General features: G+C 70.5%; 28 protein-coding genes and 1 pseudogene. 13 read left to right on the top strand and 16 right to left on the bottom strand.

Annotation, left to right across the window (positions count from 1 at the left end; translation table 11 throughout):
- Positions 1-154 precede the first annotated feature (154 nt).
- Together ACT3UL_RS12300 and ACT3UL_RS12295 are read left to right on the top strand one after the other, a co-directional pair.
- On the top strand, positions 155-436 hold the full coding sequence (locus ACT3UL_RS12300; protein ID WP_444578526.1) for a hypothetical protein: 282 nt from the start codon (positions 155-157) through the stop codon (positions 434-436).
- A complete protein-coding gene (locus ACT3UL_RS12295; protein WP_444578525.1) occupies positions 433-960 on the top strand; it encodes a DUF779 domain-containing protein in 528 nt (175 codons plus the stop codon). The genes ACT3UL_RS12300 and ACT3UL_RS12295 overlap by 4 nt, the downstream gene beginning before the upstream one ends.
- A 3-nt stretch (positions 961-963) precedes the next feature.
- Here the strand turns inward: ACT3UL_RS12295 and ACT3UL_RS12290 are convergent, their stop codons facing one another.
- Positions 964-1533 carry a TetR/AcrR family transcriptional regulator gene (locus ACT3UL_RS12290; RefSeq protein ID WP_444578524.1) on the bottom strand — a complete coding sequence of 190 codons (570 nt, stop codon included), beginning with the start codon at positions 1531-1533 and terminating at the stop codon, positions 964-966.
- A gap of 94 nt (positions 1534-1627) precedes the next feature.
- Between ACT3UL_RS12290 and ACT3UL_RS12285 the strand changes: the two genes are divergently transcribed.
- The 3 genes from ACT3UL_RS12285 to ACT3UL_RS12275 all read left to right on the top strand — a co-directional run bounded on the left by ACT3UL_RS12285 (position 1628) and on the right by ACT3UL_RS12275 (position 4103).
- Positions 1628-2227, top strand: coding sequence for a dihydrofolate reductase family protein (locus ACT3UL_RS12285; protein ID WP_444578523.1), 600 nt, complete (start codon positions 1628-1630; stop codon positions 2225-2227).
- Positions 2228-2461: 234 nt separating this feature from the next.
- The gene (locus ACT3UL_RS12280) at positions 2462-3241 is read left to right on the top strand and encodes a phytanoyl-CoA dioxygenase family protein (protein ID WP_444578522.1); all 780 of its coding nucleotides are present in this window, start codon (positions 2462-2464) and stop codon (positions 3239-3241) included.
- Between the two features lie 7 nt (positions 3242-3248).
- The gene (locus ACT3UL_RS12275; RefSeq protein WP_444578521.1) at positions 3249-4103 is read left to right on the top strand and encodes an AraC family transcriptional regulator; all 855 of its coding nucleotides are present in this window, start codon (positions 3249-3251) and stop codon (positions 4101-4103) included.
- A gap of 36 nt (positions 4104-4139) precedes the next feature.
- On the opposite strand, the gene ACT3UL_RS12270 is transcribed toward ACT3UL_RS12275, so the two are convergent.
- The 3 genes from ACT3UL_RS12270 to ACT3UL_RS12260 form a co-directional block, all read right to left on the bottom strand.
- The gene (locus tag ACT3UL_RS12270; RefSeq protein ID WP_444578520.1) at positions 4140-5285 is read right to left on the bottom strand and encodes an FAD-dependent monooxygenase; all 1146 of its coding nucleotides are present in this window, start codon (positions 5283-5285) and stop codon (positions 4140-4142) included.
- Positions 5286-5757: 472 nt separating this feature from the next.
- Positions 5758-7887: an ABC transporter ATP-binding protein gene (locus ACT3UL_RS12265; RefSeq protein ID WP_444578519.1), complete on the bottom strand. Its 2130-nt coding sequence runs from the start codon at positions 7885-7887 to the stop codon at positions 5758-5760.
- Positions 7884-9647, bottom strand: a complete 1764-nt coding sequence (locus ACT3UL_RS12260; protein WP_444578517.1) for an ABC transporter ATP-binding protein — start codon at positions 9645-9647, stop codon at positions 7884-7886. The genes ACT3UL_RS12265 and ACT3UL_RS12260 overlap by 4 nt, the downstream gene beginning before the upstream one ends.
- Positions 9648-10009: 362 nt before the next feature.
- Between ACT3UL_RS12260 and ACT3UL_RS12255 the strand changes: the two genes are divergently transcribed.
- Complete coding sequence (locus ACT3UL_RS12255) at positions 10010-10864, top strand: SDR family NAD(P)-dependent oxidoreductase (protein ID WP_444578516.1); 855 nt, start codon at positions 10010-10012, stop codon at positions 10862-10864.
- A 6-nt stretch (positions 10865-10870) separates the two neighbouring features.
- Here ACT3UL_RS12255 and ACT3UL_RS12250 read toward each other — a convergent pair whose 3' ends face one another.
- The 5 genes from ACT3UL_RS12250 to arsB form a co-directional block, all read right to left on the bottom strand.
- Positions 10871-11164: an iron chaperone gene (locus ACT3UL_RS12250; protein WP_444578588.1), complete on the bottom strand. Its 294-nt coding sequence runs from the start codon at positions 11162-11164 to the stop codon at positions 10871-10873.
- A 212-nt stretch (positions 11165-11376) separates the two neighbouring features.
- Positions 11377-12078 carry a potassium channel family protein gene (locus ACT3UL_RS12245; RefSeq protein ID WP_444578514.1) on the bottom strand — a complete coding sequence of 234 codons (702 nt, stop codon included), beginning with the start codon at positions 12076-12078 and terminating at the stop codon, positions 11377-11379.
- Positions 12071-13432, bottom strand: coding sequence for a TrkH family potassium uptake protein (locus ACT3UL_RS12240; RefSeq protein WP_343926684.1), 1362 nt, complete (start codon positions 13430-13432; stop codon positions 12071-12073). Before ACT3UL_RS12240 ends, ACT3UL_RS12245 begins: the two co-directional genes overlap by 8 nt.
- A 165-nt stretch (positions 13433-13597) precedes the next feature.
- Positions 13598-14035: an arsenate-mycothiol transferase ArsC gene (locus ACT3UL_RS12235; RefSeq protein WP_444578512.1), complete on the bottom strand. Its 438-nt coding sequence runs from the start codon at positions 14033-14035 to the stop codon at positions 13598-13600.
- On the bottom strand, positions 14032-15144 hold the full coding sequence (gene arsB / locus ACT3UL_RS12230) for an ACR3 family arsenite efflux transporter (protein ID WP_444578511.1): 1113 nt from the start codon (positions 15142-15144) through the stop codon (positions 14032-14034). Before arsB ends, ACT3UL_RS12235 begins: the two co-directional genes overlap by 4 nt.
- Positions 15145-15228: 84 nt before the next feature.
- Between arsB and ACT3UL_RS12225 the strand changes: the two genes are divergently transcribed.
- The 5 genes and pseudogenes from ACT3UL_RS12225 to ACT3UL_RS12205 all read left to right on the top strand — a co-directional run bounded on the left by ACT3UL_RS12225 (position 15229) and on the right by ACT3UL_RS12205 (position 18467).
- Positions 15229-15636, top strand: a complete 408-nt coding sequence (locus ACT3UL_RS12225; RefSeq protein WP_444578509.1) for an ArsR/SmtB family transcription factor — start codon at positions 15229-15231, stop codon at positions 15634-15636.
- Between the two features lie 57 nt (positions 15637-15693).
- Positions 15694-16110, top strand: coding sequence for an arsenate reductase ArsC (locus ACT3UL_RS12220; RefSeq protein WP_444578587.1), 417 nt, complete (start codon positions 15694-15696; stop codon positions 16108-16110).
- Positions 16103-16234, top strand: a pseudogene (locus ACT3UL_RS12215) (hypothetical protein); the annotation flags it as partial. The gene ACT3UL_RS12220 and the pseudogene ACT3UL_RS12215, both read left to right, overlap by 8 nt.
- Positions 16235-16334: 100 nt before the next feature.
- Positions 16335-16772 (top strand): MerR family transcriptional regulator, encoded by a 438-nt coding sequence (locus ACT3UL_RS12210; protein WP_444578508.1) that lies wholly within the window; start codon positions 16335-16337, stop codon positions 16770-16772.
- A gap of 78 nt (positions 16773-16850) precedes the next feature.
- Positions 16851-18467, top strand: coding sequence for a SulP family inorganic anion transporter (locus ACT3UL_RS12205; protein WP_444578506.1), 1617 nt, complete (start codon positions 16851-16853; stop codon positions 18465-18467).
- Positions 18468-18478: 11 nt separating this feature from the next.
- On the opposite strand, the gene ACT3UL_RS12200 is transcribed toward ACT3UL_RS12205, so the two are convergent.
- Both ACT3UL_RS12200 and ACT3UL_RS12195 read right to left on the bottom strand, forming a co-directional pair.
- Entirely contained in the window at positions 18479-19177 is a 699-nt protein-coding gene (locus tag ACT3UL_RS12200) for an LrgB family protein (RefSeq protein WP_444578505.1), read from the bottom strand.
- Positions 19174-19668, bottom strand: coding sequence for a CidA/LrgA family protein (locus ACT3UL_RS12195; protein ID WP_444578504.1), 495 nt, complete (start codon positions 19666-19668; stop codon positions 19174-19176). The genes ACT3UL_RS12200 and ACT3UL_RS12195 overlap by 4 nt, the downstream gene beginning before the upstream one ends.
- A gap of 75 nt (positions 19669-19743) precedes the next feature.
- On the opposite strand from ACT3UL_RS12195, the gene ACT3UL_RS12190 reads away from it, so the two are divergent.
- A complete protein-coding gene (locus tag ACT3UL_RS12190) occupies positions 19744-20289 on the top strand; it encodes a GNAT family N-acetyltransferase (RefSeq protein WP_444578503.1) in 546 nt (181 codons plus the stop codon).
- A 10-nt stretch (positions 20290-20299) separates the two neighbouring features.
- Here ACT3UL_RS12190 and ACT3UL_RS12185 read toward each other — a convergent pair whose 3' ends face one another.
- The 5 genes from ACT3UL_RS12185 to ACT3UL_RS12165 form a co-directional block, all read right to left on the bottom strand.
- The gene (locus ACT3UL_RS12185) at positions 20300-20539 is read right to left on the bottom strand and encodes a hypothetical protein (RefSeq protein ID WP_444578501.1); all 240 of its coding nucleotides are present in this window, start codon (positions 20537-20539) and stop codon (positions 20300-20302) included.
- Positions 20540-20551: 12 nt separating this feature from the next.
- Positions 20552-21100: a pyridoxine/pyridoxamine 5'-phosphate oxidase gene (locus ACT3UL_RS12180; protein WP_444578500.1), complete on the bottom strand. Its 549-nt coding sequence runs from the start codon at positions 21098-21100 to the stop codon at positions 20552-20554.
- Positions 21101-21192: 92 nt separating this feature from the next.
- Positions 21193-21855 carry a response regulator gene (locus tag ACT3UL_RS12175; RefSeq protein ID WP_444578499.1) on the bottom strand — a complete coding sequence of 221 codons (663 nt, stop codon included), beginning with the start codon at positions 21853-21855 and terminating at the stop codon, positions 21193-21195.
- The gene (locus ACT3UL_RS12170; protein ID WP_444578498.1) at positions 21845-23176 is read right to left on the bottom strand and encodes a sensor histidine kinase; all 1332 of its coding nucleotides are present in this window, start codon (positions 23174-23176) and stop codon (positions 21845-21847) included. Before ACT3UL_RS12170 ends, ACT3UL_RS12175 begins: the two co-directional genes overlap by 11 nt.
- On the bottom strand, positions 23173-24288 hold the full coding sequence (locus tag ACT3UL_RS12165) for a hypothetical protein (RefSeq protein ID WP_444578496.1): 1116 nt from the start codon (positions 24286-24288) through the stop codon (positions 23173-23175). The genes ACT3UL_RS12170 and ACT3UL_RS12165 overlap by 4 nt, the downstream gene beginning before the upstream one ends.
- A gap of 761 nt (positions 24289-25049) precedes the next feature.
- Between ACT3UL_RS12165 and ACT3UL_RS12160 the strand changes: the two genes are divergently transcribed.
- Positions 25050-25697 (top strand): hypothetical protein, encoded by a 648-nt coding sequence (locus tag ACT3UL_RS12160; RefSeq protein ID WP_444578495.1) that lies wholly within the window; start codon positions 25050-25052, stop codon positions 25695-25697.
- The last annotated feature ends 44 nt before the right edge of the window (positions 25698-25741 follow it).

Raw genomic sequence — 25741 nt, 5'->3', positions numbered from 1 at the left:
CCGCACTCGCCGGGCCGGCTCGACCGGTACGGCCGACGGGCCGGCTGACCCGGCCGACCCGATGGACCCGGTCGGCTCGACCGGCACGGCCGACGGGCCGGCCCACCGGGGCTCCCCGGACCGGCCCGTCGGCACCATCGCGGGAGGAGAGATCATGCATGAGGAATCGAACCAGCACGACATGAGCATCCCCGGGCCGTACGAGCCCCCGATGCCGCCGCCGGGCCAGCCGCCCACGGATCCACCGGGCCCTCCTCCCGGCCATCCCGCACAGCCCTTCCCCGGTCAGCCGCTCGAGCCGACGCCCGAGCAGCCCCGGCCCGAGCCCGAACCCGATCAGCCACCGCCGGATCAGCCGCCCCCGGGCGCTCCCCCGTCGACCCCCTTCGGGCAGGCCGGCTCCACTCCCTTCGGGACGGGCGGTGGGTTCCGATGACCGCCGGGCCCGATGGTGCGCGGCCGACGACGCTCGGCGCCGATCCCTCGCGACCGACGACGAGCAGCTCCGAGGGGGCGGCGCCGGTGGATCCCGGCCCCGGGCTCCCTCCACCGACTTCGGCCGACGACGTGCTCGAGGCGGAGCCCACGATCGAGGGCGAGGACTTCTCGCGGGTCGCGTTCACCCAGGCAGCAGTCGCGCAGATGCAGCGGCTCATCGACCGCAACGGCCCCCTGATGTTCCACCAGTCCGGGGGCTGCTGCGACGGCTCCTCCCCCATGTGCTTCCCCGAGGGGGACTTCATCACCGGGGACGCCGACGTGCGCATGGGTCATGTCGAGGTCCCTCTGCCGGGCGGCGGCACCTCGCCGCTGGACTTCTGGATGAGTCGCGAGCAGTTCGCCTATTGGCGCCACACGCACCTGACGATCGATCTGGTCGACGGGCGCGGCGGCGGTTTCAGCCTCGAGACTCCCGACGGGAAGAGGTTCCTGACCAGGTCGCGGATGCTGACGGACTGACCGTCATCTCGGCAACAGCCTGTCGACCAGTGCGTCGAGGATGTCGTCGATCGGCCCCTCCGGCATCAGCGGGTCCGTGAGCTGGTCCAGCATCAGGCCGTCCATCGCGTAGTGGAACAGCGCGATCTCGTCGGCCCCTCCCGGGAGTCCGGGCCGGGCGTTGAAGGCGACGTCCACGGCGAAGCCCTCGCGCCGCCAGCGACCGAGGAGCTCAGCGATCTCCGGCCGACGGGTGCTCTCCAGGCGCAGCTCGAACAGGGCGATCGCGACCTGCCGCTCACCGAGCAGTCGGCGCGCGATATCGCGCAGGTACTGGGCGAACAGGTCCCTGCTCGGCGGCAGGCCCTCTCGCTCGCGCACGAACTCCGCGCTCGGGGCGAGCCGTTCGCCGATGCGCCCCACCAGGCCTTCGATCAGCGCGGTGCGTGAGGGGAAGTAGTTCGACGCCGTGCCGAGAGGAACCCCGGCGGCGCGGTCCACGGCGCGGTGGGTCAGGCCGCGAGCTCCCTCGTCGGCGAGGACGGACAGGCCGGCGTCGGCCAGTGCCCGTCGGCGGTCATCGTTGCGAGCCATGGAAGCACCCTAGCGCGAACCACCACAGGTGTCGTACTCTCGACCACCACAGCTGTCGTGGTCCGCGACGGCGTCCCGCACCCCTGGAGTCGACATGCGTGAGCTCATCTATTACGTCGCCGTGAGCCTGGACGGCTATATCGCCGGCCCCGAGGGCCAGTTCGACAGCTTCCCCACCGAAGGGGACCACATGGACGTCCTGCTCGAGGAGTACCCCGACACCATCCCCACCGACATCGCCGCGCATCTCGGCATCGACCAGTCCAGCGGTCGCTTCAGCACCGTCCTGATGGGCGCGGCCACCCACGCCGTGGGACTGCCGGACATGCCCAGCCCGTACCGGCACCTCGAGCAGGTGGTGTTCACCCACCGCGAGCTCGAGCCCGCGGAGAATCTGACCACGACGGACGCGAACCCCGTCGAGGTCGTGCGCGAGCTGAAGCAGCGCGGCGAGGGCTCGGGCGGCGGCAGGGATGGCGGCACCGGCGACATCTGGCTGTGCGGGGGCGCCGACCTCGCCTCCCAGCTGCGCGGCGAGATCGATCGCCTGGTGCTCAAGCGGCAGCCGTTCCTGTTCGGCAGCGGCATCCCGCTGTTCGCACCCGGCGACTACGCGCCCGTCCGCTTCGACCACGTCCGCACGCGCGACTTCGACAGCGGGGTCGCGCTCATCGAGTACGTGCGGCGCCCCTGAGCGCAGGCGGCCGGCCAGCCTCGCGGCACCCCGGCTCGTCGTCCGGATCACCGGCTCGGCCCGGATATCGACACCGGGCGCCCCGACCGAGATCGGTCACCGCCCGGTGCCGCACAGAGAGCATGGCCGTCCCGCGAACATCCGCGTCCGCTCTCTGCCTGGTGGGCCCGCGCAGAGCTTCCTAGGCTCGAGGAGCACGCACAGCTGACCGCACACCACTCCCACGAAGGGTCGATGATGACCACCCTCTCCACTGCTCCCGCAGACCTCGACGCACTGGCCGATTCCTATGACGAGCAGGGCTACGTCCTGGTCAAGGGACTCCTCACGAAGGAGGAGGCGGCCGAGTACCGCACTCGCAGCCACGAGCTGATCGCCTCCCTGGACCGCAAGGACGACGCCACCTGGGACTCCGCCTCCGCCAGCGCGATGGGCCGGAAGACCAGCCTCCAGCACCTGCACGACGCCCAGTTCTACGACGCCGCGTACACCCGCCTGCTCACGGATCCGCGCTTCACGTCCGTCGCGGCGGCTGTTCTGCGCACCCCCAACGTGCAGCTGCATCACACCAAGATGTTCATCAAGCCGCCGGAGAACGGCTCCCCGTTCCCTCCTCACCAGGACTACCCCTTCTTCCCGCACAAGCACCACAAGGTGGCCGCGGCGATCTTCCACTTCGATGACGCCCCGGACGTCAAGGGCTGCGTGCGCGTCGCCCCGGGCAGCCACAAGGCCGGGCCTCGCGAGCACGACCCGGAGGGCAGCTTCCACCTGCCCGACTTCCCCACCGACCAGCTCGTCCCGATGGAGGCCGAGGCCGGTGACGTCATCTTCTTCACCTACTTCACGGTGCACAGCTCCGGCGTCAACATGAGCGACGAGGCCCGCACCACGTGGCTCGTGCAGTTCCGCGATCCGGCCGATCCGCCGATGACCGACCAGCACAAGGAGTCCCTCGGCCAGGGCCTCATCCTGGCGGGATGTGATCCCACGGGTCGGGCCGAGCAGGCATGATGCTCGGGTGACCCTCGATTCCGTCGCCCGTGCGACGACCTTCGTCGACTACCTCAGCTGGGGCTTCTACGCGCCCGCGGTCTGGCGCAACTACGCGCACACGCACTCCTACTTCGAGGTGTGCCTGGCCTACTCGGGCTCGGGCACCTTCAGCGTCGAGGGCGACGCGCACGAGATCGAGGCGGGCACCCTGTTCGTGGCGCGCCCGGGGGACGTGCACGAGATCGTCTCCGATCCCGTCGGCGGGCTCGGGATCGCGTTCTGGGGGTTCACGCTGCAGCCGACGGGCGCGGCGTCCGCCTCCGCCCCCGGCTGGTGGAGCGGGCTGCTGCGCGCCGACCACCCGCTGGTCTCGACCACCATCGGATCCCTGCCCGTGCTGATCGCGACACTGGCCGCCGAGGCCGCCTCGCCGCGCTCCGGGGTCGGCGAGCAGCTCACAGCACTCGGGACCGCTCTCGTGATCGAGACCTCGCGGGCCTTCGCCGAGCCCGGGGACCTCGCCGTCACCCTCGACCCGGCCGCCCGCACCACCTCGAGCGTGGCCGCCATGGAGCGGTACCTCGCCGACAATCTCGAGCGCCCGGTCCAGGTGCGGGACGTGGCAGCGGTCGTCCACCTCTCCGAACGACATGCGGCGAGACTCTTCGCGCGAGAGACCGGGGAGTCGCTCATGGCGATGCTGCGCCGGCTGCGCCTGGAGCGCGGCGCCCACCTGCTGCTGGAGACCGACGACCCGATCGCCCAGGTGGCCCGCTCCTGCGGCTATCCCGAAGCGCGACCGTTCATCACCGCGTTCCGCCGACACTTCGGGCAGCCGCCCGGCATCTTCCGCAGCAACGGCGGCACCTTGCACCTGTGAGGTGGGCACGGCGCCCACCTCTGGGGTGAGCGTGTCTCAGGCGGCGACGAACTGGCGGCTGAGCAGGCGGCTCACGCCGGGCAGGCCGATCGCGCGACGCCCCACCTGCTGCAGGCGCAGCTGGAACGTGGTGGCTGGGATGAAGGCCGATGCGCTGAGGCGACCGGAGCGCCGCACCCTCTCCACCGTCGGCCGCCACCGGCGCTCGTACTCCGCCAGGCCCACCTCGACGTGCGGACCGGCAGCCCGCAGGCTCCGGGCCAGCGCCTCGGCACCGGCGATCGCGAGGGAGGTCCCCTGCCCGGCGAGCAGCGACGGCGCGTGGGCGGCGTCCCCGGCGAGTACCACGCGTCCGCGGCTCCAGCGCGGCGCATGGCTCTGGGCCACGAGATCGTCGTAGAAGGAGTCCGGGACGTGGGTGAGAGCCCGGTCGATCTGCGGATGCAGTCCGCTGAATCGCCGACGCAGACGATCGGGGTCCGGGACGGGACGCTCCGTGTCATGGCGGTCGACGCGCTCGGCGAACATGACGCCCACCTGATCGACGTCGGCCGCATACAGCCAGCCCACCCGCTGGATCGAGTCGGACATGAGCATCCGCTCCCCCAGCTCGCGGGCCAGCTGCCGATCCTCGAAGAGGTAGCTGGCGGCGCGGTACCCCATCGGCAGGATCGAGCCATGGCCGGGAGCGACGTGCTCGCGCACCGGCGAGCGCACGCCGTCGCAGGCGACCACCAGATCGGACTCGAGCACCTCGCCCTGCGCAGTGCTGACCGCCGCGCGCTCCGGGCCGACGTCGTGCACCTCGACCACGCGGGTCCCGTAACGGAGGTCCACGGCGTCCGGGAGCTGGGCGAGCAGCCCGAGCTCGACCTCGGGACGGAGGATCGAGAAGTATCGCCCGCCGGCCGCCTCGACCAGCGGGGCGGCATCGATCGTGCCGCTCTCGGAGCCGTCCGGCAGGCCGTAGCGGACCCCGTCGAACACGTGCCCGCGCAGGCGGAGCTCCTCGATCACGCCCATCCGCTCCGCGGCGACGAACCCGGGGCCGAAGAAGTCGATCATGTACCCGCCGCCGCGCGGTCCCGGGGAGGACTCCAGCACGGTGACGCGATGATCGGGGGCGAGCTCATGGGCCACCGCGAGGCCGCAGACCCCGCCGCCGACGATCGTGATGTCCATGCTCCGACGCTACTCCCCGCGAGTGGTCCAGACCACAGAGCACCGGTCGCTGAGCTCCCCGGTCCTCGTGCTCCCCGCCTCGTGTCCCATGTCCCACGCCCCACGCCCCACGCCCCACGCCCCACGCCCCAGCGAATCCGACGCAGCCACCATGCCCCGCGACCACGATCGCGGCCACAGCCACTGCCACGGCCACGGCTGCCGACTACCGATAACCGATTGCCAGCGGGGCAAAGTTGGGGGAATGGCGAGCTCATTCCCCCAACTTTGCCCCGCTGGCCCTGCACCCCAGGCGGGGGACGCGTGCCGGGGTCGGGGGTACAGAACGTGAGCCCAGGCGAGGAATCCGTGACCGGGCAGCGCGAGGTACAGCTCGCCGGGGCAGCACCTGGCTAGGCGTGAGCGGGGCCGTCCGGGGTGTCGGGCGCCTGGCTAGGCGTGAGCGGGGCCGTCCGGGGTGTCGGGCGCCTGGCTAGGCGTGAGCGGGGCCGTCCGGGGTGTCGGGCGCCTCGCCGGCCACGGCGGCCACCTCGCCGGTGACGGCTGCGGAGCCCGCCAGCACGGCGTCCTCCGCGTCGGGATCCACACCGCCGGCGAACTGCGACCAGTAGAGCCGGTGGTAGGCACCCTCGGCCTCGAGCAGCGCGTCGTGATCGCCCTGCTCGACGATGTCGCCGTGCTCCATCACGAGGATCACGTCGGCGTCGCGGATGGTGGAGAGCCGGTGGGCGATGACGAAGCTGGTGCGGTCGGTGCGCAGCGCCGCCATCGCCTCCTGCACGAGGACCTCGGTGCGGGTGTCCACCGAGGAGGTGGCCTCGTCGAGGATCAGCAGCGCCGGATTCGCGAGGAAGGCGCGGGCGATGGTGATCAGCTGCCGCTCACCGGCGGAGATGTTCGCGCCCTCGTCCTCGATCACGGTGTCGTAGCCCTCGGGCAGGGTGTGCACGAATCGGTCCACGAAGGTGGCGGTCGCCGCCGCGATCACCTCATCGTCACTCGCGTCCAGGCGCCCGTAGCGGATGTTCTCGCGGATCGTGCCGCCGAACAGCACGGCATCCTGCAGCACCATGCCCACCTGGCTGCGCACCGCGCCGCGGTCCAGGGCACGGATGTCCACGCCATCGAGTCGGATCTCGCCGCCGTCGATCTCGTAGAACCGCATGATCAGGTTGACCAGAGTGGTCTTGCCCGCGCCGGTGGGTCCCACGATCGCGATCGTCTGGCCGGGTTCGGCGACCAGGGTGAGGTCCCTGATCAGCGGCTTGTCGGCCGTGTAGGAGAAGGCGACGTGGTCGAACTCGATGCGCCCGCGGGTGGGGGCGGTGAGTTCGGCTCGCTCGATGCGGCGGCGTGGGAGCGCACCGTCGGTGACGGGACCGTCGAGAGTGGCGGACCCGTCGGGAGCAGCGGCGGCACTGTCGGGAGCAGCGTCCGGGGCGGTGATCTCCCCGTCGGCCTCCTGCTCCTCGGCATCCAGCAGCTCGAAGATCCGCTCGGCCGACGCCACGCCGGAGATCAGCATGTTCGCCATCCCGGCCACCTCGCCCAGCGGCGCGTTGAACTCGCGCGAGTACTGGATGAAGGCGACCACCTGGCCGAGGCTGAGCTGCCCGCTGGCGATCCGCAGACCGCCCACCACGGCGATCCCCACGTAGCCCAGGTAGGTCACCCACTGCATGATCGGCATGATCATGCCGGAGTAGAACTGGGCCTTGAAGGACGCCTCGTACAGCTCCTCGTTGCGCGTATCGAACTGCTCGAGCATCGAGTCCTGGCGGTCGAACACGGTGACCAGGTCGTGGCCGGTGAAGGACTCCTCGACGTGGCCGTTCAGCCGTCCGGTGTTGCGCCACTGCGCGGTGAACAGCTTCTGCGACTTCGATCCGATGAAGCCGATGACCACGCCGGAGACCGGCAGGGCCACCAGGGCGATCACGGCCAGCTGCCAGGAGAGGTAGAACATCATCGCGGTGATCCCCACGATGGTGAGCACCGCGTAGACCAGGGAGGCGAAGGCCTGCTGGAGGGCGGTCTGCACGTTGTCGACGTCGTTGGTGGTGCGCGAGAGCAGGTCACCGCGCTGGCGGGTGTCGAAGTACGAGAGGGGAAGACGGTTGACCTTCGCCTCGATCTTCTCGCGCAGGCGGTACACGATGCGCATGACCACGTCGTTGAGCAGCCGCCCCTGCAGCCAGTCGAACAGGGCCGCCACGAGGTACATGCCCAGCACGATCAGCAGCAGCCGGCCCAGCGCCGGGAAGTCGACGCCGTTCCCGGTGCGGACCCCGTCGAAGATGACGTCCATCGCGTCGCCGAGGATCGAGGGCGCCCATACGGTCAGCGCCGTGGAGATGATCCCGAAGGCCAGCACGATCCCGAGGCTGAGCTTGTGGTCGGCGAAGGTTCCGGCCAGACGCATCGCGGAGGGCCAGAACGCCTTGGCCTTGCGCGGCGCGGAGTCGCCCCACTCGCCGCTCATGGAGTCCTGCATCTCGAGGATCTCGGCCTCGGTGAGGTCTGCGGCGGCCGCCCCGGATCGCGGCGTCGCCCCGTCGGCCGGATCCGTCACGTTCTCTCCCTGCTTCTTCGCGGCGCTCATGCCGGCTCCTCCACGGTGATCTGGGAATCGACGATCTCCCGGTAGGTCTCACTGGACTCCAGCAGCTCCTCGTGGGTCCCGCGGCCCACGATCCGGCCCTCGTCGAGCACGAGGATCTGGTCGGCGCCGGTGATGCTGGAGATGCGCTGGGCGACGACGATCCGCGTCGCCCCCTCGGTGTGCGCATCGAGCCCGGCGCGCACCGCGGCGTCGGTGGCGACGTCGAGGGCGGAGAAGGAGTCGTCGAAGACGAACACCCGGGGCCGGGCCACCAGGGTGCGGGCGATGCACAGGCGCTGGCGCTGCCCGCCGGAGACGTTGGTGCCGCCCTGGGAGACGAGGGATTCCAGGCCCTTCGTCACGCCCTCCCCCTCGCCGGTCGTGCGGTCGGCGACGAACTCGGTGGCCTGGGCGATGTCGAGCGCCCGCCACAGCTCGTCGTCGTCGGCCGTCGGATCACCGAAGCGCAGGTTGTGCGCAATGGTGCCGGAGAACAGGTACGGCTTCTGGGGCACGAGGCCGACGGTCGCGGAGATCGTGGCGCGGGAGAGGTCGGTGACCGGCACCCCGTCCAGCAGCACCTGGCCGCCGGTCGCGTCGTGCAGGCGCGGGATGAGATTGATCAGCGTGGTCTTCCCCGAGCCGGTGGAGCCGATGATCGCCGTGGTGCGGCCCGCCTCGGCGGCGAAGGAGACGCCGTCGAGCACGGCGGCCTCGGCGCCCGGATAGGAGAAGGTGACATCGCGGAACTCGACCGTCGCACCGCCGCCGGCCCGATCCAGGGAGACGGGACGGGAGCTCTCGGCGAGGGTGGGCGTGGTCTCGAGGACTTCGCCGATGCGGCGGGCGCTGATGATCGCGCGCGGGAACATCATGAACATGAAGGTGCCCATCATGACCGCCATGAGGATCTGCAGCAGGTACTGCATGAAGGCGGTCAGCGAGCCGACCTGCACGAGCCCCGCATCCACGCGGTGACCGCCGAACCAGAGCACGGCGGCGGTGGCCAGGTGCAGCACCACGGTGATCGCCGGGCCCATGATCACGAACAGCCGGCCGATCCGCACCGAGGTGTCGGTGAGAGTCGCATTGGCGTCCTCGAAGCGGGCAGTCTCGTGCTTCTCGCGCACGAAGGCCCGCACCACGCGGATGCCCATGATCTGCTCTCGCATCACGGAGTTGATCGAGTCGATGTTGTCCTGCATGCGCTGGAACAGCGGCATGAGCTTCGTGACCAGCAGGCCCACGATGACCATCAGCACCGGGACGGCCACCCACACCAGCCAGGAGAGGCCGGGGTCCTCCTGGATCGCCATGACGATCCCGCCGATGGACATGATCGGCACCATGACCATGAAGTTCAGCGTCATCAGCACGAGCATCTGCACCTGCTGCACGTCGTTGGTGCCGCGGGTGATCAGCGTGGGGGCGCCGAAGCGTCCCATCTCCTCGGTGGAGAAGCGGTCCACGCGGGTGTAGATGGAGCGGCGGATGTCCCGCCCCATGCCCATCGCCACGCGTGCCCCGAACCAGGCGGAGATCACTGCCGTGATGACCTGCACCATCGCGACGATCAGCATGACTCCGCCGATGCGCCAGATGTAGTCGGTATCGCCCGTGGCCACGCCGTTGTCGATGATGTCCGCGTTGAGGCTGGGCAGGTACAGCGTGGCCAGCACGGTCGCGAGCTGCAGCACGATCACGGCGGCGACGTGCGGGAGATAGGGGCGGAGGTGTCGCCGGATGACGGTCCAGAGCATGGAGGGTCCTTGGTGAGGGATCAGGCTGGGGCACGGCAGTGCTCGCACCGCGATCGGCGGCAGGAGCAACGGTAGGGGCAGTGGCGGACAGATCCTGTCCGCGAAGCGAGCCGCAGCCCGAGCGCGGCACGGCAGGACACGACACGACACGACACGACACGACCCGGGTAGGGCGGCAACAGTCCATTATTTCGGAGTGCACGGCGCACCGCACCCGACTTTTGGAGGAGGTCGCGGACCGCATCTTTCTGTGCACTCAGCGGGGTTCCGTGGAACCTGGGACCGAGGACGTGGAGCCTCAGGTGGCGGTCAGGTCACCGAGAGACGATCCCCCGCGGACGAACACCCCGGAGGAGGCGACCGTGAGCGCAACAACCCTGCTCGTCGGCTGCGGCCGCGTCGGCATCCGCGTGGGCGAGCTGCTGCTCGCCCAGGGCAGAGAGGTCGACGGAGACAGAGAGGTCGCCGGAGGCCGCGAGATCGCCGGACTCCGCCGCGACCCGAGCGCCCTGCCGCTCGCGTTCACGCCGATCACCGCGGATCTCAGCGAGCCCCTCCCCTCCGCGCTGCCCGCGGTCGACACCATGGTCATCACGTTGACCCCGTCCGTCGCCGCGAGCTATCGCGAACCGCTGCAGCATCTCGCCGCCGCCCTCCCTGCGGCGCCCCGGCGCACCGTGTTCGTCTCCTCGACCCGGGTGCTCGAGGGCTACGACTCCTCCCGCCCGCTCACCGAGTCCGATCCCGCCCGTCCCCGGTCGGAGCGGGCCCACGTGCTCCTCGACGGGGAACAGGCCGCGCGCGAGCTGTTCGGGGCGAGCGTCCTGCGGCCGGCGGGCATCTACGGGCCCGGGCGCGATCACCTGATCAGGGCCGTCCTTGAGGGGCGCCCTGTCGAACACGGCCGGCACACGAATCGGATCCACGAGGTCGACCTCGCCCGGGCGGTCGTGACGCTGCTCGGCACCCCCGATCCGCCGGAGCTCCTGCACGCCGTGGACGGCGTCCCGTCGACCCTCGGCGAGGTCGTCACGCACATCGCACGGCGGCTCGGGAAGCCTGCGCCCCCGCGCAAGGAGCCGGATACCGGCGTCGGCACCGTGCTCGCCGGCACCGCTCTCCTCGATCTGCTCGGCTCTCTCGAGGTGCCCGACTTCCGCGCCGGGTATGACGAGATGATCGACGGGTCTCCTCCCCCGCTCGCCGATGCGCCGTGAGGGGCATCAGCCCTCGACGCCCTGTCGCGAGGTCCGCACGAGGCGTTCGACGAGGTCGTCCGGGATGGGTTTGCGCGGGGTGAACGTGATGCCGGTCTTGGTCGCCTTCAGACCGGCGGCCGCGATCTCCTCGGCGTGCTCGGTCAGGGCGTGGGGACGCAGATACAGCCCGCACTGCTTGCTGAACGCTGCATAGCTGGCCACGACCGTGCCGTCGATCGTGAACCCGGGCATGGTGCAGGCGACGATCTCCTCGGCCTCCGGCAGGACGCGGCGCAGGATCTCGCGCAACCGGTGCAGAGAGGGCTGGAACTGTTCGGGCGCCTACGCGATACAGGCGTCGTGGTCGGCGATCGACGTCATGAGGGGGTCTCGCTTCCCATTCCTGGTCGTGGTCAGGCCATGCGCTTCTGCGTCCTCCAGGCTGCAGCGACCCCGAGAACCTGTTCTCGACACCCCTGCGGTCCTCTGACGACGAGGATCGCGGGGTCATGGGTTCGGGGATCTCCGGGTCAGGACGACGATCTGCTGAACCGTTCGGCTTTCCGGGTGGGTCCGGTGACCAGGATGGTGTCTCCCTCCGTGAGCACGGTGTTCTCCGTCGCTGGCTGCCACGCCCCGTTCCGGTGCTTCACGGAGCTGACGGTGACTCCGAACTTGCGGCGGATGCCGCTGTCACCGAGCCGTGTTCCCTCGTACTCGGGATTCAGCGCGGTCTTGACCATCGCGAAATCGGTGTCGATCTCGATGAAGTCCTGCATGCTGCCGAGCACGATGTGGGCGACGCGGCGACCCATGTCCTTCTCGGGGTACACGACGTGGGGGATCCCCAGCTGCTCGAGGATCAGGCCGTGCGCGTCGCTGACGGCCTTCGCCCAGATCTGCGGGACCGAGAAGCGCAGCAGCAGCGACGTGACCAGGATGCTCGACTCGATGTCGCTGCCGATCGCGACGACCACCCGATCGAACTCCGAGACGGACAGCTGACGCAGCACCTGCTCATTGGTCGCATTGGCCGCGACGACGTGGGTCAGCTGCCCGTTGAGGGCCTGGACGACGTCCTCGCGCACGTCGATGCCCAGCACCTCGGCGCCGTCCTTCATGAGCTCGAGGGCGAGGGACTGACCGAACCTGCCCAGCCCGATGACGGCCACCGCGTTCGCCGAAGTGACGGAGGAGGAGGGTACGGACCGGAAGAACCTGCGCTTAGCCAATGATCGGCCTTTCCTTGGGGAGGTCGTAGAGAAGGGTCCGCTGCCGCAGCGCGAGGCCGGTGGCCGCCGTGATCGGGCCCAGACGGCCGATGAACATCAGCACGATGAGTATCAGCTGCGCGCTGGCAGGGAGATCCGCCGTGATCCCGGTGGACAGACCCACCGTGGCGAAGGCCGAGACCACCTCGAACAGGATCACGTCGAGCGAGAGGTCGGTCAGGAGCATGATGACGATGGTGGCGGCGACGATGAGGCCGGCCGCCAGCACGATGACGGTGATGGCCTGGCGATGCACCGCCCGGGAGAGGCGCTTGCCGAAGACGGTGACGGCGCCGGCGCCGCGCAGCTCGCCGAGCATGAGGAAGAACAGCACCGCGAAGGTGGTGACCTTGATGCCACCAGCGGTTCCTGCGGGTCCTCCGCCGATGAACATCAGCAGGTCCATGCCCACCCAGGTGGCGGGATCCATCGCCCCGGTGTCGACGGTGTTGAAGCCGGCGGTCCGCGTCTGGGCGGACATGGCGAAGCCGTTCAGGATCCGCAGATGGGGCGGCATCCCTCCCAGCGTCTCCGGATTGCTCCACTCCAGAGCAGTGATGTACAGGGTTCCCAGGGCGAGCAGGAGCGGCGTCGCAGCGACCACGATCCGGGTGTTCATCGACCAGAGGCGCACGGTGCCCAGATGCTTCTTCAGCTGCATCAGCACGGGGAAGCCGACACCTCCCAGCACCGTGGCACCGCTGGCGGTCAGAAGGATGACCGGGTCATCGGAGAAGGACATGAGGCTGTCGCTGTACAGCGCGAACCCGGCGTTGTTGAACGAGGAGACCGCGTGGAAGACGCCGAGCCACACGGCGTCGCCCCATGTCTCGCCGTAGGCGAGGGCGAAGCGCAGCGTGAGGATCACCGCCGCGACCGCCTCGATCATCAGGGAGATCCGCACGACGCTGAGCACGAGGGTCCGCACGTCCTCGATGCCGAAGCTCTTCACCTCTGCCGCGGCGGTGAGCTTCGAGCGCAGGGAGAGCTTCCGGATCACGGCGATGCCGATCACGGAGGCGAAGGTCATCACGCCGAAGCCGCCGATCTGGATCAGCACCAGGATCACGACCTGGCCGAACGTGGTCCAGAAGACGGGGGTATCGACGACGATGAGCCCGGTCACGCAGAGGGCGGAGACTGCTGTGAAGAGGGCTTCCACGAGTGTGGCTCCTCTGGCCCCCGTGGAGGCCGACGGGAGCAGGAGCAGGAGGGTCCCGAGGAGACCGCAGGCGGCGAAGGCCAGGAAGACGGTCCGAGCGGGGCGCGGACGCCGGTCGACGGCGCGGGATGGGGTGAGGCCGAGTGGTGGCACGCGCGGAATCGTACGCCTGTTCGGTGCGGCCACCGAACGGCTGCTGCCGTTCCTCGAGCAGCGGGGCTGCCGTGCTTCTCGAGGTGGGAGTGGGCCTGCTCGCCGGAAGAGGGCGCGTGGAGGTGGTTCCGGTGGTGGACTCGGTGGTCTCCTGGGTGCGGGACGTCAGGACGAGGTCTGCGTGAGGTCGTCCAGGAGCGTGCGCACCCGGGCGTCGATGTCGTCGCGCACCAGGCGCATCCGCTCGGCGCCCTCGATCCCGCGTTCGGAGGGCTCGTCGGTCACCCACGTGGTGATCGTCCCCGCCATGCCCCGCACCGACTCGACGACGGCCTCCTCGCCGAGCACCACGACCCGGTCCACGCGGGCCAGCAGCGCGGGGTCGATCGGCTTGGTGAATCCGGCGGACATGTCCGCGCCGACCTCGGCGACGACGCCGGCAGAGAGTGCGTTGATCGCGCTGCCGGGCTTCGTCCCGGCGGAGTGCACCTCGACGGCGTCTCCGGCGTGGTGGCGCAGGAGCGCGGCGGCCATCTGGGACTTGCCGCCGTTCTTCACGCACACGAACAGCACGGACGGCGTGGCGGAGTTCTGGGAGCTCATGCGGAGACCTTCTCGGTGGTGCGGGCGGGGACGGTGGTGTCACCGGGGAACAGGCGCGGGCCCAGCCAGAGGGACACGTAGACCAGGGCGACGAGCACGGGCACCTCGATCAGAGGGCCGACGACACCCGCGAGCGCCTGCCCGGACGTGACGCCGAAGGTGCCGATCGCGACGGCGATCGCGAGCTCGAAGTTGTTGCCCGACGCCGTGAAGGCCACCGTGGTGGACTTCGCATAGGTCAGCCCGACGGCGCGGGCGGCGACGAGCGAGACGAGGAACATGCCTACGAAGTAGGCCAGCAGCGGTAGGGCGATCCGGGCGACGTCCCAGGGGTTGGAGGTGATCGCCTCTCCCTGCAGGGCGAAGAGCAGCACGATGGTGAACAGCAGGCCGTACATCGCGAAGGGGCCGATGCGGGGCAGGAAGCGGTTCTCGTACCAGTACCGCCCCTTCGCCCGCTCGCCGAGCACCCGGGTGAGGAAGCCGGCGAGCAGGGGGATGCCGAGGAAGACCAGCACGGAGAGCACGATCGCACCGACGGAGAACTCCGCCGATGTCACGGGCAGCCCCAGCCAGGAGGGCAGCACCTGGAGGTAGAACCAGCCGAGCGCCCCGAAGGCGAGGACCTGGAAGACGGAGTTGATGGCCACCAGCACCGCCGCGGCCTCCCGATCGCCGCAGGCGAGGTCGTTCCAGATGAAGACCATGGCGATGCAGCGGGCGAGGCCCACGATGATCAGTCCGGTGCGGTACTCGGGGAGGTCGGCGAGCAGCAGCCAGGCCAGGGTGAACATGATCGCGGGGCCCACGATCCAGTTCAGCACCAGCGACAGCACCATGAGCTTGCGGTCGGCGGTCACGCGGCGGGTCTCGTCATAGCGGACCTTGGCCAGGACCGGGTACATCATCACCAGCAGCCCGATCGCGATCGGCACGGAGATGCCGGCGACGGACATGCTCTCGAGCACCTGGTTCAGCCCGGGCACGAAGCGGCCGAGGGCCAGTCCGAGGATCATCGCCACGATGATCCACACCGGCAGGAACCGATCGAGGAAGGACATCTCCCCGGCCACGCGGGTCGGCGCACCGGGCGCTGTGGTCGTCGTCATGACGGGGGCCACCTCTTCCTATAGACGAACATCGATGCGAACGCTAGCCTGCCGTATAGACATTCGTCAATGTAAGGTGATCGCATGACCTCCCCCTCGATCGCGCCCTCGATCCCGCTCCCGGAGAGCACCGCGCCGTCGTGCACATCGCGCGAGCGCGCACCGGACGAGCGCGCCACGCTCGACTGCTGCGCGCTCGGGGCCGGCCCGATCGATGCCACCGAGGCGGAGCACCTGGCATCGCGCCTCAAGGCCCTCTCGGACCCGACGCGCCTCCAGCTGCTCTCCCATGTGGCGGCCCAGGGATGCGGCGACGTCTGCGCCTGCGATCTCACCGAGCCGCTGGGCATCAGCCAGCCGACCGTCAGCCACCACATGAAGAAGCTCGTCGACGCCGGCCTGCTCACCCGTGAGCAGAAGGGGCGATGGGCCCACTACTCCGTCGTACCGTCGGCCTTCGCCGAGCTGCGCGCCTTCCTCGAACTCTCCTGACCTGCGCCCTCCGCCACTCACCCCCAGGAGCCCCCTACGACCGCTCGCCCCAGTGTCCTGTTCGTCTGCGTCCACAATGCCGGCCGCTCCCAGATGGCCGCCGCCTGGCTCTCCCATCTCGCCGGCGACTCCATCGAGGTCCGCTCCGCCGGTTCGGCCCCGGCCGACCAGGTCAACCCGGCCGCGATGGAAGCCATGGCCGAGGTCGGCATCGACATCGCAGCCCAGAGCCCGAAGATCCTGACCACCGATGTGGTCAAGGAGTCCGACGTGGTGATCACGATGGGCTGCGGTGACGCCTGCCCGATCTTCCCCGGCACGCGCTACGAGGACTGGGAGCTCGTGGACCCTGCCGGCAAAGGCGTCGCGGAGGTCCGCCCGGTGCGCGGCGAGATCCGCACCCGGGTCAAGGAACTCATCGCGAGCCTCCTGCCGCGGAACGCACCGGCCGCCCCCTCGGGCCTCGGTGGCTGACACGACACCCTCGCGGGGGACCCCGTCGCTACTCAGCACCGATCACGCTCTGCACGCGATCACCGATGACCTCGCGCAGCGCTTCACGGGCGCCAACTCCTCGGAGATCGTCGTGCGCCGCGTCGTCGCGTCGCACACGATCCTGGCTCGCACCGCCCTGATCGCCACCGGCGTCACGGCCCTGCAGCTCCATGCGCCGGCCTCGCGTGGGGCAGACTGGGGCGATGAGCGGGAACGAGGAGATGCCACAGCTGATGCACATCGGCGCCGTCACGGAGCGCACGGACCTCAGCTTCCGCACACTGCGGCACTACGACGAGATCGGCCTCATCACCCCCTCGGAGCGCACCGCCGGCGGGTTCCGGCTCTACTCGGAGTCCGACGTGGAGCGGATCCTGCTGATCCGTCGGATGAAGCCGCTGGATTTCACGCTGGACCAGATGCGCGAGCTGCTCGAGGCCACTGACGCCGCCGCCACGCACGGCGCCTCGGAGGACGCCCGGCGTCGGGTCCAGGAGTTCGAGGAGATCGCCATCGAGCGCCGCCAACGGCTCGCGAGAAAGGTCGAGATGGCAGACGAATTCCTCACCCGTCTCCGCGAGCTCTCCACGACTCCGTCCCTGTCCTCGCGTGAACCCGACGACGACTCGGCGAGCGAGTAGCAGGCGAGCAGCACCGCGCGGGATGTGATGCACGACCCCCTGTCAACCCGGCCAACTCTCACGTAACGTGAGGTTTGCATGCCGGGTCTCTCATGGAAACGTTCCGTGCTTCCGGGGCCCGCCCTCTCCCCTAGGACTCCCCACGTGTCATCACTCAGCACGGCGCCTGCGGACAGCGCGCCCCAGCACTCCCAGCAGGAACCGCCCACGGTGCGCAGCGCCCTGCGCAGCCCCCGACTGCTCAAGACCGAGATCTTCGGCGGTCTGGTGGTCGCCCTCGCCCTGATCCCCGAGGCGATCTCGTTCTCGATCATCGCGGGCGTCCCGCCCCAGGTCGGCCTGTTCGCCTCCTTCACCATGGCCGTCACGATCTCGATCGTCGGCGGGCGACCGGCGATGATCTCTGCCGCGACCGGAGCGGTCGCCCTGGTCATCGCCCCGGTGGCCCGTGATCACGGCATGGACTACTTCATCGCCACGGTCATCCTCGCCGGCGTGCTCCAGATCGTCCTCGCCCTCCTCGGCGTCGCGAAGCTGATGCGGTTCATTCCCCGCAGCGTCATGACCGGCTTCGTCAACGCCCTGGCGATCCTCATCTTCCTCGCCCAGCTCCCCCACCTCCTCGGTGAGGACATCCCCTGGATCGTCTACCCCCTGGTCGCCGCGGGCATCGCGATCATGGTGCTGCTCCCGCGGTTCACCACCATGGTGCCGGCGCCGCTGGTCGCGATCCTGCTGATCACCCTCGCCGTCGTCGCCTCCGGCTGGACGATGCCGAACGTCTCGGACCAGGGCGAGCTGCCCGAGTCGCTCCCGGAGCTGCTCTTCCCGAACGTTCCACTGAGCCTCGAGACCCTGCAGATCATCGGCCCCTTCGCCCTCGCGATGGCACTGGTCGGGATCTTGGAGTCGCTGATGACCGCCAAGCTGGTCGACGACATCACGGACACCCATTCCGACAAGACCCGCGAGACCTGGGGCCAGGGCATCGCCAACGTGGTCACGGGCTTCTTCGGAGGCATGGGCGGCTGCGCCATGATCGGCCAGACCATGATCAATGTGAAGCAGTCCGGGGCCCGCACCCGCCTTTCCACCTTCCTGGCCGGCGTATTCCTGCTAATCCTGGTAGTCGCCCTCGGCGACATCGTCGGCCTGATCCCGATGGCGGCCCTGGTCGCGGTGATGATCATGGTCTCCGTGGGCACCTTCGACTGGCACAGCATCCGCCCCATCACGCTGCGGATGATGCCGTGGTCCGAGACCGCGGTCATGCTGGTGACCGTCGTCGCGACCGTCGCCACCGACAACCTCGCGATCGGCGTTGTGCTCGGCGTGATCGCCGCGATGATCCTGTTCGCCCGCCGCGTCGCTCACCTGGTCGGCATCGAGAAGGTGTGGGAGACCGACGTGGACGGCGACGACACCGTCGACATCCGCCGCTACGCCGTGACGGGCCAGCTGTTCTGGGCCTCCAGCAACGACCTCGTCTACCAGTTCGACTACGCGGGCGACCCCACCACGGTGATCGTCGACCTCACCGACGCCGACGTCTGGGACGCCTCGACCGTCGCCTCCCTCGACGCGATCCAGTCGAAATACTCCGCCCGCGGCAAGGAAGCCCGCATCATCGGCCTGGACGGAGCCAGCCTCCAGCGCCTGGAGCGGCTGTCCGGCAAGCTCGACGGCGGCCACTGATCTGCAGATCCTCAGCCGGTGACCAGCGCCGCTACGATCGGCAGCACAACGGTCATGACCAGGGCGTTCATCACCATCGCCGCGCTGGACCAGCCGCCGGACACGGTGGATTCGGCGAGCACGCGCGAGGTGCCGATGCCGTGGGAGGTCAGGCCGATGGCGAAGCCGCGAGCGCGTTCGTCGCGCACCCGCACGAGGGTCAGCAGCGCCGGGCCGACGACCGCCCCGAGCACCCCGGAGATCAGGGTGAGCACCACCGCGAGCGGCACGGACGCCCCGAGGAGCTCCGCGATCGACAGTCCCACCGGCGAGGTCACGGAGCGGGGCAGGGCGGCGCGCAGCAGGTTGTCCCCCACCCCGAACCCGGTCAGCACCGCGACGGTGAGCGCCACGCTCAGCGCGCCGCCCACCACCAGCGTCGCCAGCACGGCGGGGGCCGACGTGGCCAGCGCCCGGCCGTTGCGCAGCAGCGGCAGGGCAAGGGCCACGGTGGCGGGGCCGAGCAGGAGCGTCAGCACGGTCACCTGCTCGAGGTACTCGGCGTACGGGAGCCCGGTCAGCTGCAGCACCCCGGCCACGATCACGACCGTGACGAGCACCGGGGACAGCAGCCCGGGCCGCCCCGTTCGCTGGTACAGCCACAGGGACAGGAGGTAGGCGCTGAGGGTGAGGGCGAGGCCGAACACCGGCAGGTGGATGAGCGTGCTCATGCGGCCGCGCCCCCCGCCTGCGGGGCGTCTGGCCCGTCGGTCGTCCCCGTGCCCTCGTCGAGTCCGGGCCCGTCGTCGGGACCAGGCCCCTCGGCAGGTGCGGTCGTCGCCCGCCGACGGTCCTGGCGGCGCAGCAGCGCCTGCAGCATCGTCCCGGCGACCAGCAGCGTCACCACGAAGGAGCCACCCACGGCGAGCGCGATCGGCAGCGCGTTCTCCGCCAGGGAGTCGAGCTCGAGCAGGATCCCGACGCCGGGCGGCACGAACAGCAGCTGCAGGTGCGCGAGCAAGGGGGTCGCGGCCGGTTCGGCGACGCGCAGCACGGCGCGCGTGGGGCGCAGCAGACCGAGCACCACCAGCAGCACGATCCCGAGCACCACCCCGGGGACGGGCAGGCCCAGCAGCGCCGACAGGCCCAGGCCCACCATCTGCGCGAGCAGCAGGACCACGAGGCCGAGCAGCACGGGAGGGAGCAGGGCGGCGCGGGACATCCCGGTCAGGGTAGCCCGACGGGACGCCCTCGCATCGCGTTGACCACGACATACCGCGCACCGCACACTGCCCTCATGCCGCGCGCATCCCGCACGTCCCGCACGCCCCTCGCCTTCCCTCTGGTCGGCGAGCGCGTGCTGCTGCGCCCCTTCGAGCAGACCGACGCCGCAGCCGCGCACAGGATCTACGGCGATCCCGAGGTGATGCGGCACGTGGGAGCGGGCGGTGCGGTCAGCCCGGGGACGACGGCGCAGATGATCACGGACTACCGCCACCACCAGGTCGAGCACGGCTTCGCGTTCTGGGCGGTGATCGATCGAGGCACCGGCAGCCTGATCGGTGACGCCGGGCTGGAGGTCACCCGGTTCGGGACCGAGCTCGGGTACACCCTGGCCCGCGACGCCTGGGGGCGGGGCCTGGCCACGGAAGCTGCGCAGCTGTGCGTGGACGCCGCACTCGGACCGCTCAACATCTCGCGTCTGGTGGCGGTGGCCGATGTCGCGAACCCTGTCTCGGCGCGGGTGCTGGAGAAGATCGGTTTCGCCCCTGCCGGGACCGTCACGGCCTACGGCCGTCCGCACCGGCGCTTCGTCCGCGACCGGGACCACGCCCAGAGCTGACGATCAGTGATCAGCGATCCTGTTCTCGAACTCGATCCCCGTCCCGATCCCGGCCGCGAGCTCGCGACTCCAGCACGCGACCGATGATGATCATCGCGGCGCCGCCGACCATGTAGAGCAGACCGAAGTTGCTCCAGGAGATGCCGCCGTGCAGAAGGGCGAGCACGACGGTTGCCACCAGTCCGCCCACGAGAAAGACGAGGCCGCTGCGCTGCAGGGTCCGCGGGTAGAAGATGGGCGCTTTCGCCATGCCGTCCTTCCGTCATCGGCCCTGGGCGTGGTCCCAGGAGCCGTCCTCTCGACGGTAGCTGAGATACACATGGTTCCGATCCGCGCGGGCCTGCATGAACTCGATCCGCTCCGGCTGCAGGGCGTAGACCTGCCATTCGGGGTTCGGAGTCCCGTCGGACGTGGGGCGGGCGAGCCAGTCCCGCTGCGAGACGTCCTCCCCGAGGGCAGTGACCACGCCGGTGACCTGCACCTGCCGTCCGCTCTCGCGCCAGAAGAAGGTCATGGCCGCGCGGGGATCGTCCGCGAGCTGATGCGCCTTGGCCGAGGTGTTGCGCGTGGAGATCTGGAAGCCGGTCTCGTCGAGGTCCTTGAGGATCAGGGTGCGGCCGACGGGTCCGCCGCCTGGCAGGAGCGTCTGGAACGTCATCGCGTGGGGTTGGCGGACACCGCTCTCGATCGCCCCCTCGAACCAGGCGAGGAACAGCTCGGTCGGGTTCTCGGGCAGCGCGTCGAGATCGAGATCGGGCATCTCCTCGGGGAAGGCGGGCAGGGCGCGGAGGCGTGCGGCGAGGTCGCTCATCCCGGCATCCTGCGGGCAGCCCGCGCAGAGGACAAGGCGCGCTCAGGCATCGCCGAGCATGCAGCGCTCGGAAGGCGTCGCGCGGCGCGACCTCACGGCTCGACGAGCCCGGTCCGGTAGGCGACGACGGCGGCCTGCGTGCGGTCACGGGCACCGAGCTTGCGCAGCACGGAGGCGACATGGGTGCGCACGGTCTCGGTGCCGAGCACCAGCTGCGCAGCGATCTCGGCGTTGCTCGCCCCGCGGGCCACGGCCTCGAGCACCTCTGCCTCCCGCGGGGTCAGCGCCGGACCGGTGTACGCCGCGGTGGCCGCGCGAGGCTGCAGCAGCATGCGCACGGCGTCGGGGAACAGCAGGCTGTCACCGTGGGCGATCGTGCGCACGGCCTGCACCATCTCCTCGGCGCGGGAACGCTTCAGCAGGAAGCCCGACGCCCCGGCCAGGAGCGCGTCCAGCACATGCCCGTCGTGCTCGAAGGTGGTCACGACCAGCACCTTCGGCGGTTCGGGGAGGCGCAGCAGCAGCTCCGTGGCGCGGATCCCGTCGATCTCGGGCATGCGCACGTCCATGCACACCACATCCGGGGCGTCACGTCGGGCGAGCTGCACGGCGTCGGCGCCGTCATCCGCTTCGCCGATCACCTCGAGATCGTCCTCGGCGTCGAGGATCATCCTCATGCCCTGGCGGACCAGGGGCTCGTCATCGACCAGCAGGATGCGGACCGGGTCGCGGGTCATGTCTGACTCACGAGTCATGTCGGGGCCTCTCGGAGAGGATCGGGAGCTCGGCGCGTGCGCGCCAGCTGCCGTCGGACGGTCCGACGTCCAGCGTGCCACCCCACAGCTCGAGGCGCTCCCGCAGCCCCGCGAGGCCGCGCCCTCCACGCCGTCCCGCCGAGCCCTCCGAGACCTCCGAGACCTCCGAGACCTCCGAGACCTCCGAGCGAGCATCATCTTCCCGCAGGGCCGTCGCCGACAGCGGGTTGCACGTCTCGACGATCACGAGGCGTTCCCCCATCGCCCTCGCCCCCTCGGCGATGCGCAGCCGCACCGGACCCGCGCCGCCGTGGCGGTGCGCGTTGGTGAGCAGCTCGGTGACGATCCGGGCGAGGTGCTCGTGCTGAAGACGGGGCAGGCCTCGGGGGACCTCCATGCTCGCGCGCAGATCCAGGCCGGCACGACGGTGGTCCTCGAGGACACGGTCCAGGCGAGGCGCGGCTCCCCCACCGGCCGCCTCCCCGTCGGCCGCCTCGTCGCGCAGGCCCGCGAGCACCTCATCGAGCTCGAGCAGCGCCTCGCGCGCGGTGGCCTCGATCTGTGCGAGGGACCGCGCGGCCGCGTCCTGGTCGCGGATGATGACGTGCCCGCCGGCAGCCGCCTGGACGCTCACGATGGTGAGGGCGTGACCGATGCCGTCGTGCAGGTCGCGGGCGATGCGAGTGCGCTCGGACTCCCGGTCGATCCGGGCCAGGGCCAGCTCGAGACGATCCCGGGAGGTGGGTCCCAGCAGCCGTGGCGCGAGCTGAGCGGCGAGCCGTCCGAGCGGGAGGAAGGCGGTCAGGGCGATGACGGCCGAGAGCAGCGCGGCGGCGGCGATGCCCAGCCGTCCGGCCGCCGTGCTCGCGGTCGGCACCAGGGTGCTCTCCCCGCCGCGGAGCGCTTCGACGAGGGTGAGCACCGAGGCGGGGAGCAGCATCGTCAGACACGCCGCGACCAGCAGTCCCAGCAGCAGGTGCAGCTGCACCCACACCACGTCCTGCACCCGGTGCACGAGGCCCGGCCGAGAGGGCACCACCAGCTCGGAGTCGACGCCGAGCATCGAGCGGGCGGCGGTGACCTCGAGCTCCCGCACCCCGGGGACCAGCCCGAGCAGGCCGCCCAGAAGGATCGCCAGCAGCACACCGGGCAGGAGGAGCGGGACGGGCAGCAGCTGCTGGCGGGGCACGGGGACCACGAGCGCGAGGACGAGCACGACGGTCGTCCCGATCGCCGCGCCCGTCATCAGCCACGCGAAGCGGCTGCCCTGCTGTCGGACCTGCCGTCGGACCTGCCGTCGGACCTGCCGTCGGATGCTCACGCCCCCATCCTGGCCGAGGCGGGGCCTCCGGCGCGAGGGTCGATGGTCGACCGGCGGTGGCCGACGTACCCCCACACGGCGAGCGCGAGCGCCGGGCCCCAGATCCAGCAGGGGAACACGAGCGCGAACTCGAGCGCCGAGGCGAGACCGAGCGACGAGGCGCCGAGCACGATCGGCACCGCTGCGAAGCACAGCAGGGCGGCGACCGTGAACCCGGGGATCGCGGCCGTGGCGACCGGGACCGCGCGCCCGCCGACGGCGGGGAACCAGCGCGGGAACACCTCGCCCCACGGACGGATCAGGCCCAGGGTGAGGAGCACGGCGAGCCAGGCCCCGGTCGAGAGCGCGAGCCCCCACACCCGGATGGAGGGATCACCAGCGGCCATGTCCCCGCCGAGCAGCGGCCACGGGGTGAGCCAGGTCAGGCGGAGCAGCGCGTACGGGAGGGGTCCGCAGGCCGCGATGAGCGTGAGGATCCGGCGCCGGCGCACGGTCCACGCTCCCAGCGCGCGCAGGGTCCCGGTGTCGCGCAGCGCGAGCAGGGAGATCGCGGCCCAGAGGGCGCCGGCGACGACGAAGTGCGCGGTGGCGAGGATCAGGGGGCCGACGGCGAGCATGCTGGGCAGGATCATCGAGGCGAGATGGGCGATCGTCCCCGCGCCGGCGACGGCGCCCACGATCAGCAGGGCGAGCAGCGGGACGCCGACCGCCCACCGGGCCCGACCTCCGTGGACGACCAGCAGCACACCGATCGCGCTCAGCAGGATCGGCATCGACAGGGCGATGAGGTATCCGGTCTGTGCGAGCGTCATGAAGCTCGCGAAGCCCAGGCCGAACAGGGCGACCTGCAGACCGCCCGCCACGGCCAGCGCAGGACCAGGCCGACGGGCCAGGCCGACGACCCCCGCCACCGCCCCGAGCAGCGCCACGACGATCTGCAGGGCGTACAGCGGACCTCCACCGAGCAGCTCGAGCAGAGGAGGAGGCGTGGCGGACGCGGTGAAGAGCGCGGCCTCCGGGGCCATGAGCCACCGGATTCCGAGGGCTGCGCTGATCAGACTGCTGAGCGTGCCCAGCAGGAGGATCCGGAGGGAGCGGGGGGCTGCTCTCACGGCGTCATCGGGGCGTGGCCCCGCAGCGTCGTGGAGGCGCGGGCCCGCAGCGTCGTGAGGGTGCTGCCCCGCAGTGTCGTGGAGGCGCGGGCCCGCAGCGTCGTGGAGGCGCGGGCCCGTAGTGATTCCGGGGCGTGATCTCGGTGTCGTGGGGCGTGGGCGTGGATTCGGTGCTGTGGTCATGTCCCGAGACTTCGCCCATCGGCGCCGCCCCACCTCCCCCGCGCGGGTGAACACTCTCCCCCTGGAACGCTCCGGCGAGTGCGACCTTCGGGATCTCAAGGTCCCAGGACGCCAGCGTCAAGGTCGCACTCGACGAGTGGACGGCTCGGATGACTCGGATGACTCGGACGACTCGGACGACTCGGACGACTCGACCTGGGCCGGGGCTCCCCCGGGTCCGCCCCGATCTCGCAGGCTCCACCTGCCTCCTGCCCCCTGCCCCGTCTGCCCCCTGCCCCGCCTGACCCTTCTGATCCTTCTGATCCTTCTGATCGTTCTGAACCTTCTGAACCTTCTGACCTGCAGGGGAGCCGGCGCCCCGGTCCGATCCCGTCGCCTGTTACGCGTGACACCCAGCGTGCTACGTCACGCACGTCTTGCGGCAGGTCCCCGGTCTCTCACAGCGTGGGTCGAGACGGACGACGACCTGCGACCCGGGCGCGCCCCGTCACGATTTCACCGTCACGACGTCACCGTCACGATTTCACCGTCACGACGTCACCGTCACGACTGCCAGGTATTCATCGGAAGGATCCCGGATGACGACCCCCATGACCACCCCCATCAGCCGGCGCACGGCACTGCGAGGACTGGGCTTCGTCGGCCTCGCCGCGACGACCGGCCTGTTCGCGACCGCCCAGGCGAACGCCGCGAGCAACCTCGTCGTCGTCGATCAGACCGGCACCGGGCCCTGGGAGGGCGAGAACTGCGGTCCGACCTCGGCCGTGATCGCGCTGGTCGCCGCCGGCCGCTCCCCCGCGCACTACGTCTCCGGGGCGAAGGGCGCGACCGTGGGCGGCAACGCCACCGCGGTCAAGGACATGCGCGTCGCCTGCGGCCTGTCCCCGCAGGGCGATGCGTCCGCCAAGAGCGTGGACTACTGGGGCGCCTACCTCTCGGACCTCGAGACGGGGATCCGCGAGAACGACGGCACCGCCACGCACGCCCAGTTCGAGGAGGGCGTGGTCGCCGCCGCGAGCGGATCGGTGGTGATCCTGCACGTCCATCACGGGACGCTGATCGGCGAGGACGCCGACTACGGCCACTTCGTCGTCGCCCAGGGCAAGGACTCCGACGGCAACATCCTGGTCTCCGATCCGGGGCGGGCGCAGACGATCGGCATCACGGGCTACTCACGCCAGCACCTGCTGGATTCCCAGCGGGACGACGCCACGATCGTCAGCTGAGCGGCACCGCCGACGGCGGGCCACTCTGAACCGCCGCGCGGCCG

This window comes from Brachybacterium sp. 107, assembly GCF_052379725.1.
Lineage (GTDB): Bacteria > Actinomycetota > Actinomycetes > Actinomycetales > Dermabacteraceae > Brachybacterium.
The sequence above is the reverse complement of the archived record's forward strand: the minus strand, read 5'-3'. Positions and strand labels throughout refer to the sequence as shown.

Bases quoted from the DNA above. Each gene is read 5' to 3' on its own strand.
- ACT3UL_RS12300 (WP_444578526.1), top strand. From the start codon at position 155: ATGCATGAGGAATCGAACCAGCACGACATGAGCATCCCCGGGCCGTAC.
- ACT3UL_RS12295 (WP_444578525.1), top strand. From the start codon at position 433: ATGACCGCCGGGCCCGATGGTGCGCGGCCGACGACGCTCGGCGCCGAT.
- ACT3UL_RS12290 (WP_444578524.1), bottom strand. From the start codon at position 1,533: ATGGCTCGCAACGATGACCGCCGACGGGCACTGGCCGACGCCGGCCTG.
- ACT3UL_RS12285 (WP_444578523.1), top strand. From the start codon at position 1,628: ATGCGTGAGCTCATCTATTACGTCGCCGTGAGCCTGGACGGCTATATC.
- ACT3UL_RS12280 (WP_444578522.1), top strand. From the start codon at position 2,462: ATGATGACCACCCTCTCCACTGCTCCCGCAGACCTCGACGCACTGGCC.
- ACT3UL_RS12270 (WP_444578520.1), bottom strand. From the start codon at position 5,285: ATGGACATCACGATCGTCGGCGGCGGGGTCTGCGGCCTCGCGGTGGCC.
- ACT3UL_RS12265 (WP_444578519.1), bottom strand. From the start codon at position 7,887: ATGAGCGCCGCGAAGAAGCAGGGAGAGAACGTGACGGATCCGGCCGAC.
- ACT3UL_RS12260 (WP_444578517.1), bottom strand. From the start codon at position 9,647: ATGCTCTGGACCGTCATCCGGCGACACCTCCGCCCCTATCTCCCGCAC.
- ACT3UL_RS12235 (WP_444578512.1), bottom strand. From the start codon at position 14,035: ATGAGCTCCCAGAACTCCGCCACGCCGTCCGTGCTGTTCGTGTGCGTG.
- arsB (WP_444578511.1), bottom strand. From the start codon at position 15,144: ATGACGACGACCACAGCGCCCGGTGCGCCGACCCGCGTGGCCGGGGAG.
- ACT3UL_RS12225 (WP_444578509.1), top strand. From the start codon at position 15,229: ATGACCTCCCCCTCGATCGCGCCCTCGATCCCGCTCCCGGAGAGCACC.
- ACT3UL_RS12210 (WP_444578508.1), top strand. From the start codon at position 16,335: ATGAGCGGGAACGAGGAGATGCCACAGCTGATGCACATCGGCGCCGTC.
- ACT3UL_RS12205 (WP_444578506.1), top strand. From the start codon at position 16,851: ATGCCGGGTCTCTCATGGAAACGTTCCGTGCTTCCGGGGCCCGCCCTC.
- ACT3UL_RS12200 (WP_444578505.1), bottom strand. From the start codon at position 19,177: ATGAGCACGCTCATCCACCTGCCGGTGTTCGGCCTCGCCCTCACCCTC.
- ACT3UL_RS12195 (WP_444578504.1), bottom strand. From the start codon at position 19,668: ATGTCCCGCGCCGCCCTGCTCCCTCCCGTGCTGCTCGGCCTCGTGGTC.
- ACT3UL_RS12190 (WP_444578503.1), top strand. From the start codon at position 19,744: ATGCCGCGCGCATCCCGCACGTCCCGCACGCCCCTCGCCTTCCCTCTG.
- ACT3UL_RS12185 (WP_444578501.1), bottom strand. From the start codon at position 20,539: ATGGCGAAAGCGCCCATCTTCTACCCGCGGACCCTGCAGCGCAGCGGC.
- ACT3UL_RS12180 (WP_444578500.1), bottom strand. From the start codon at position 21,100: ATGAGCGACCTCGCCGCACGCCTCCGCGCCCTGCCCGCCTTCCCCGAG.
- ACT3UL_RS12175 (WP_444578499.1), bottom strand. From the start codon at position 21,855: ATGACTCGTGAGTCAGACATGACCCGCGACCCGGTCCGCATCCTGCTG.
- ACT3UL_RS12160 (WP_444578495.1), top strand. From the start codon at position 25,050: ATGACGACCCCCATGACCACCCCCATCAGCCGGCGCACGGCACTGCGA.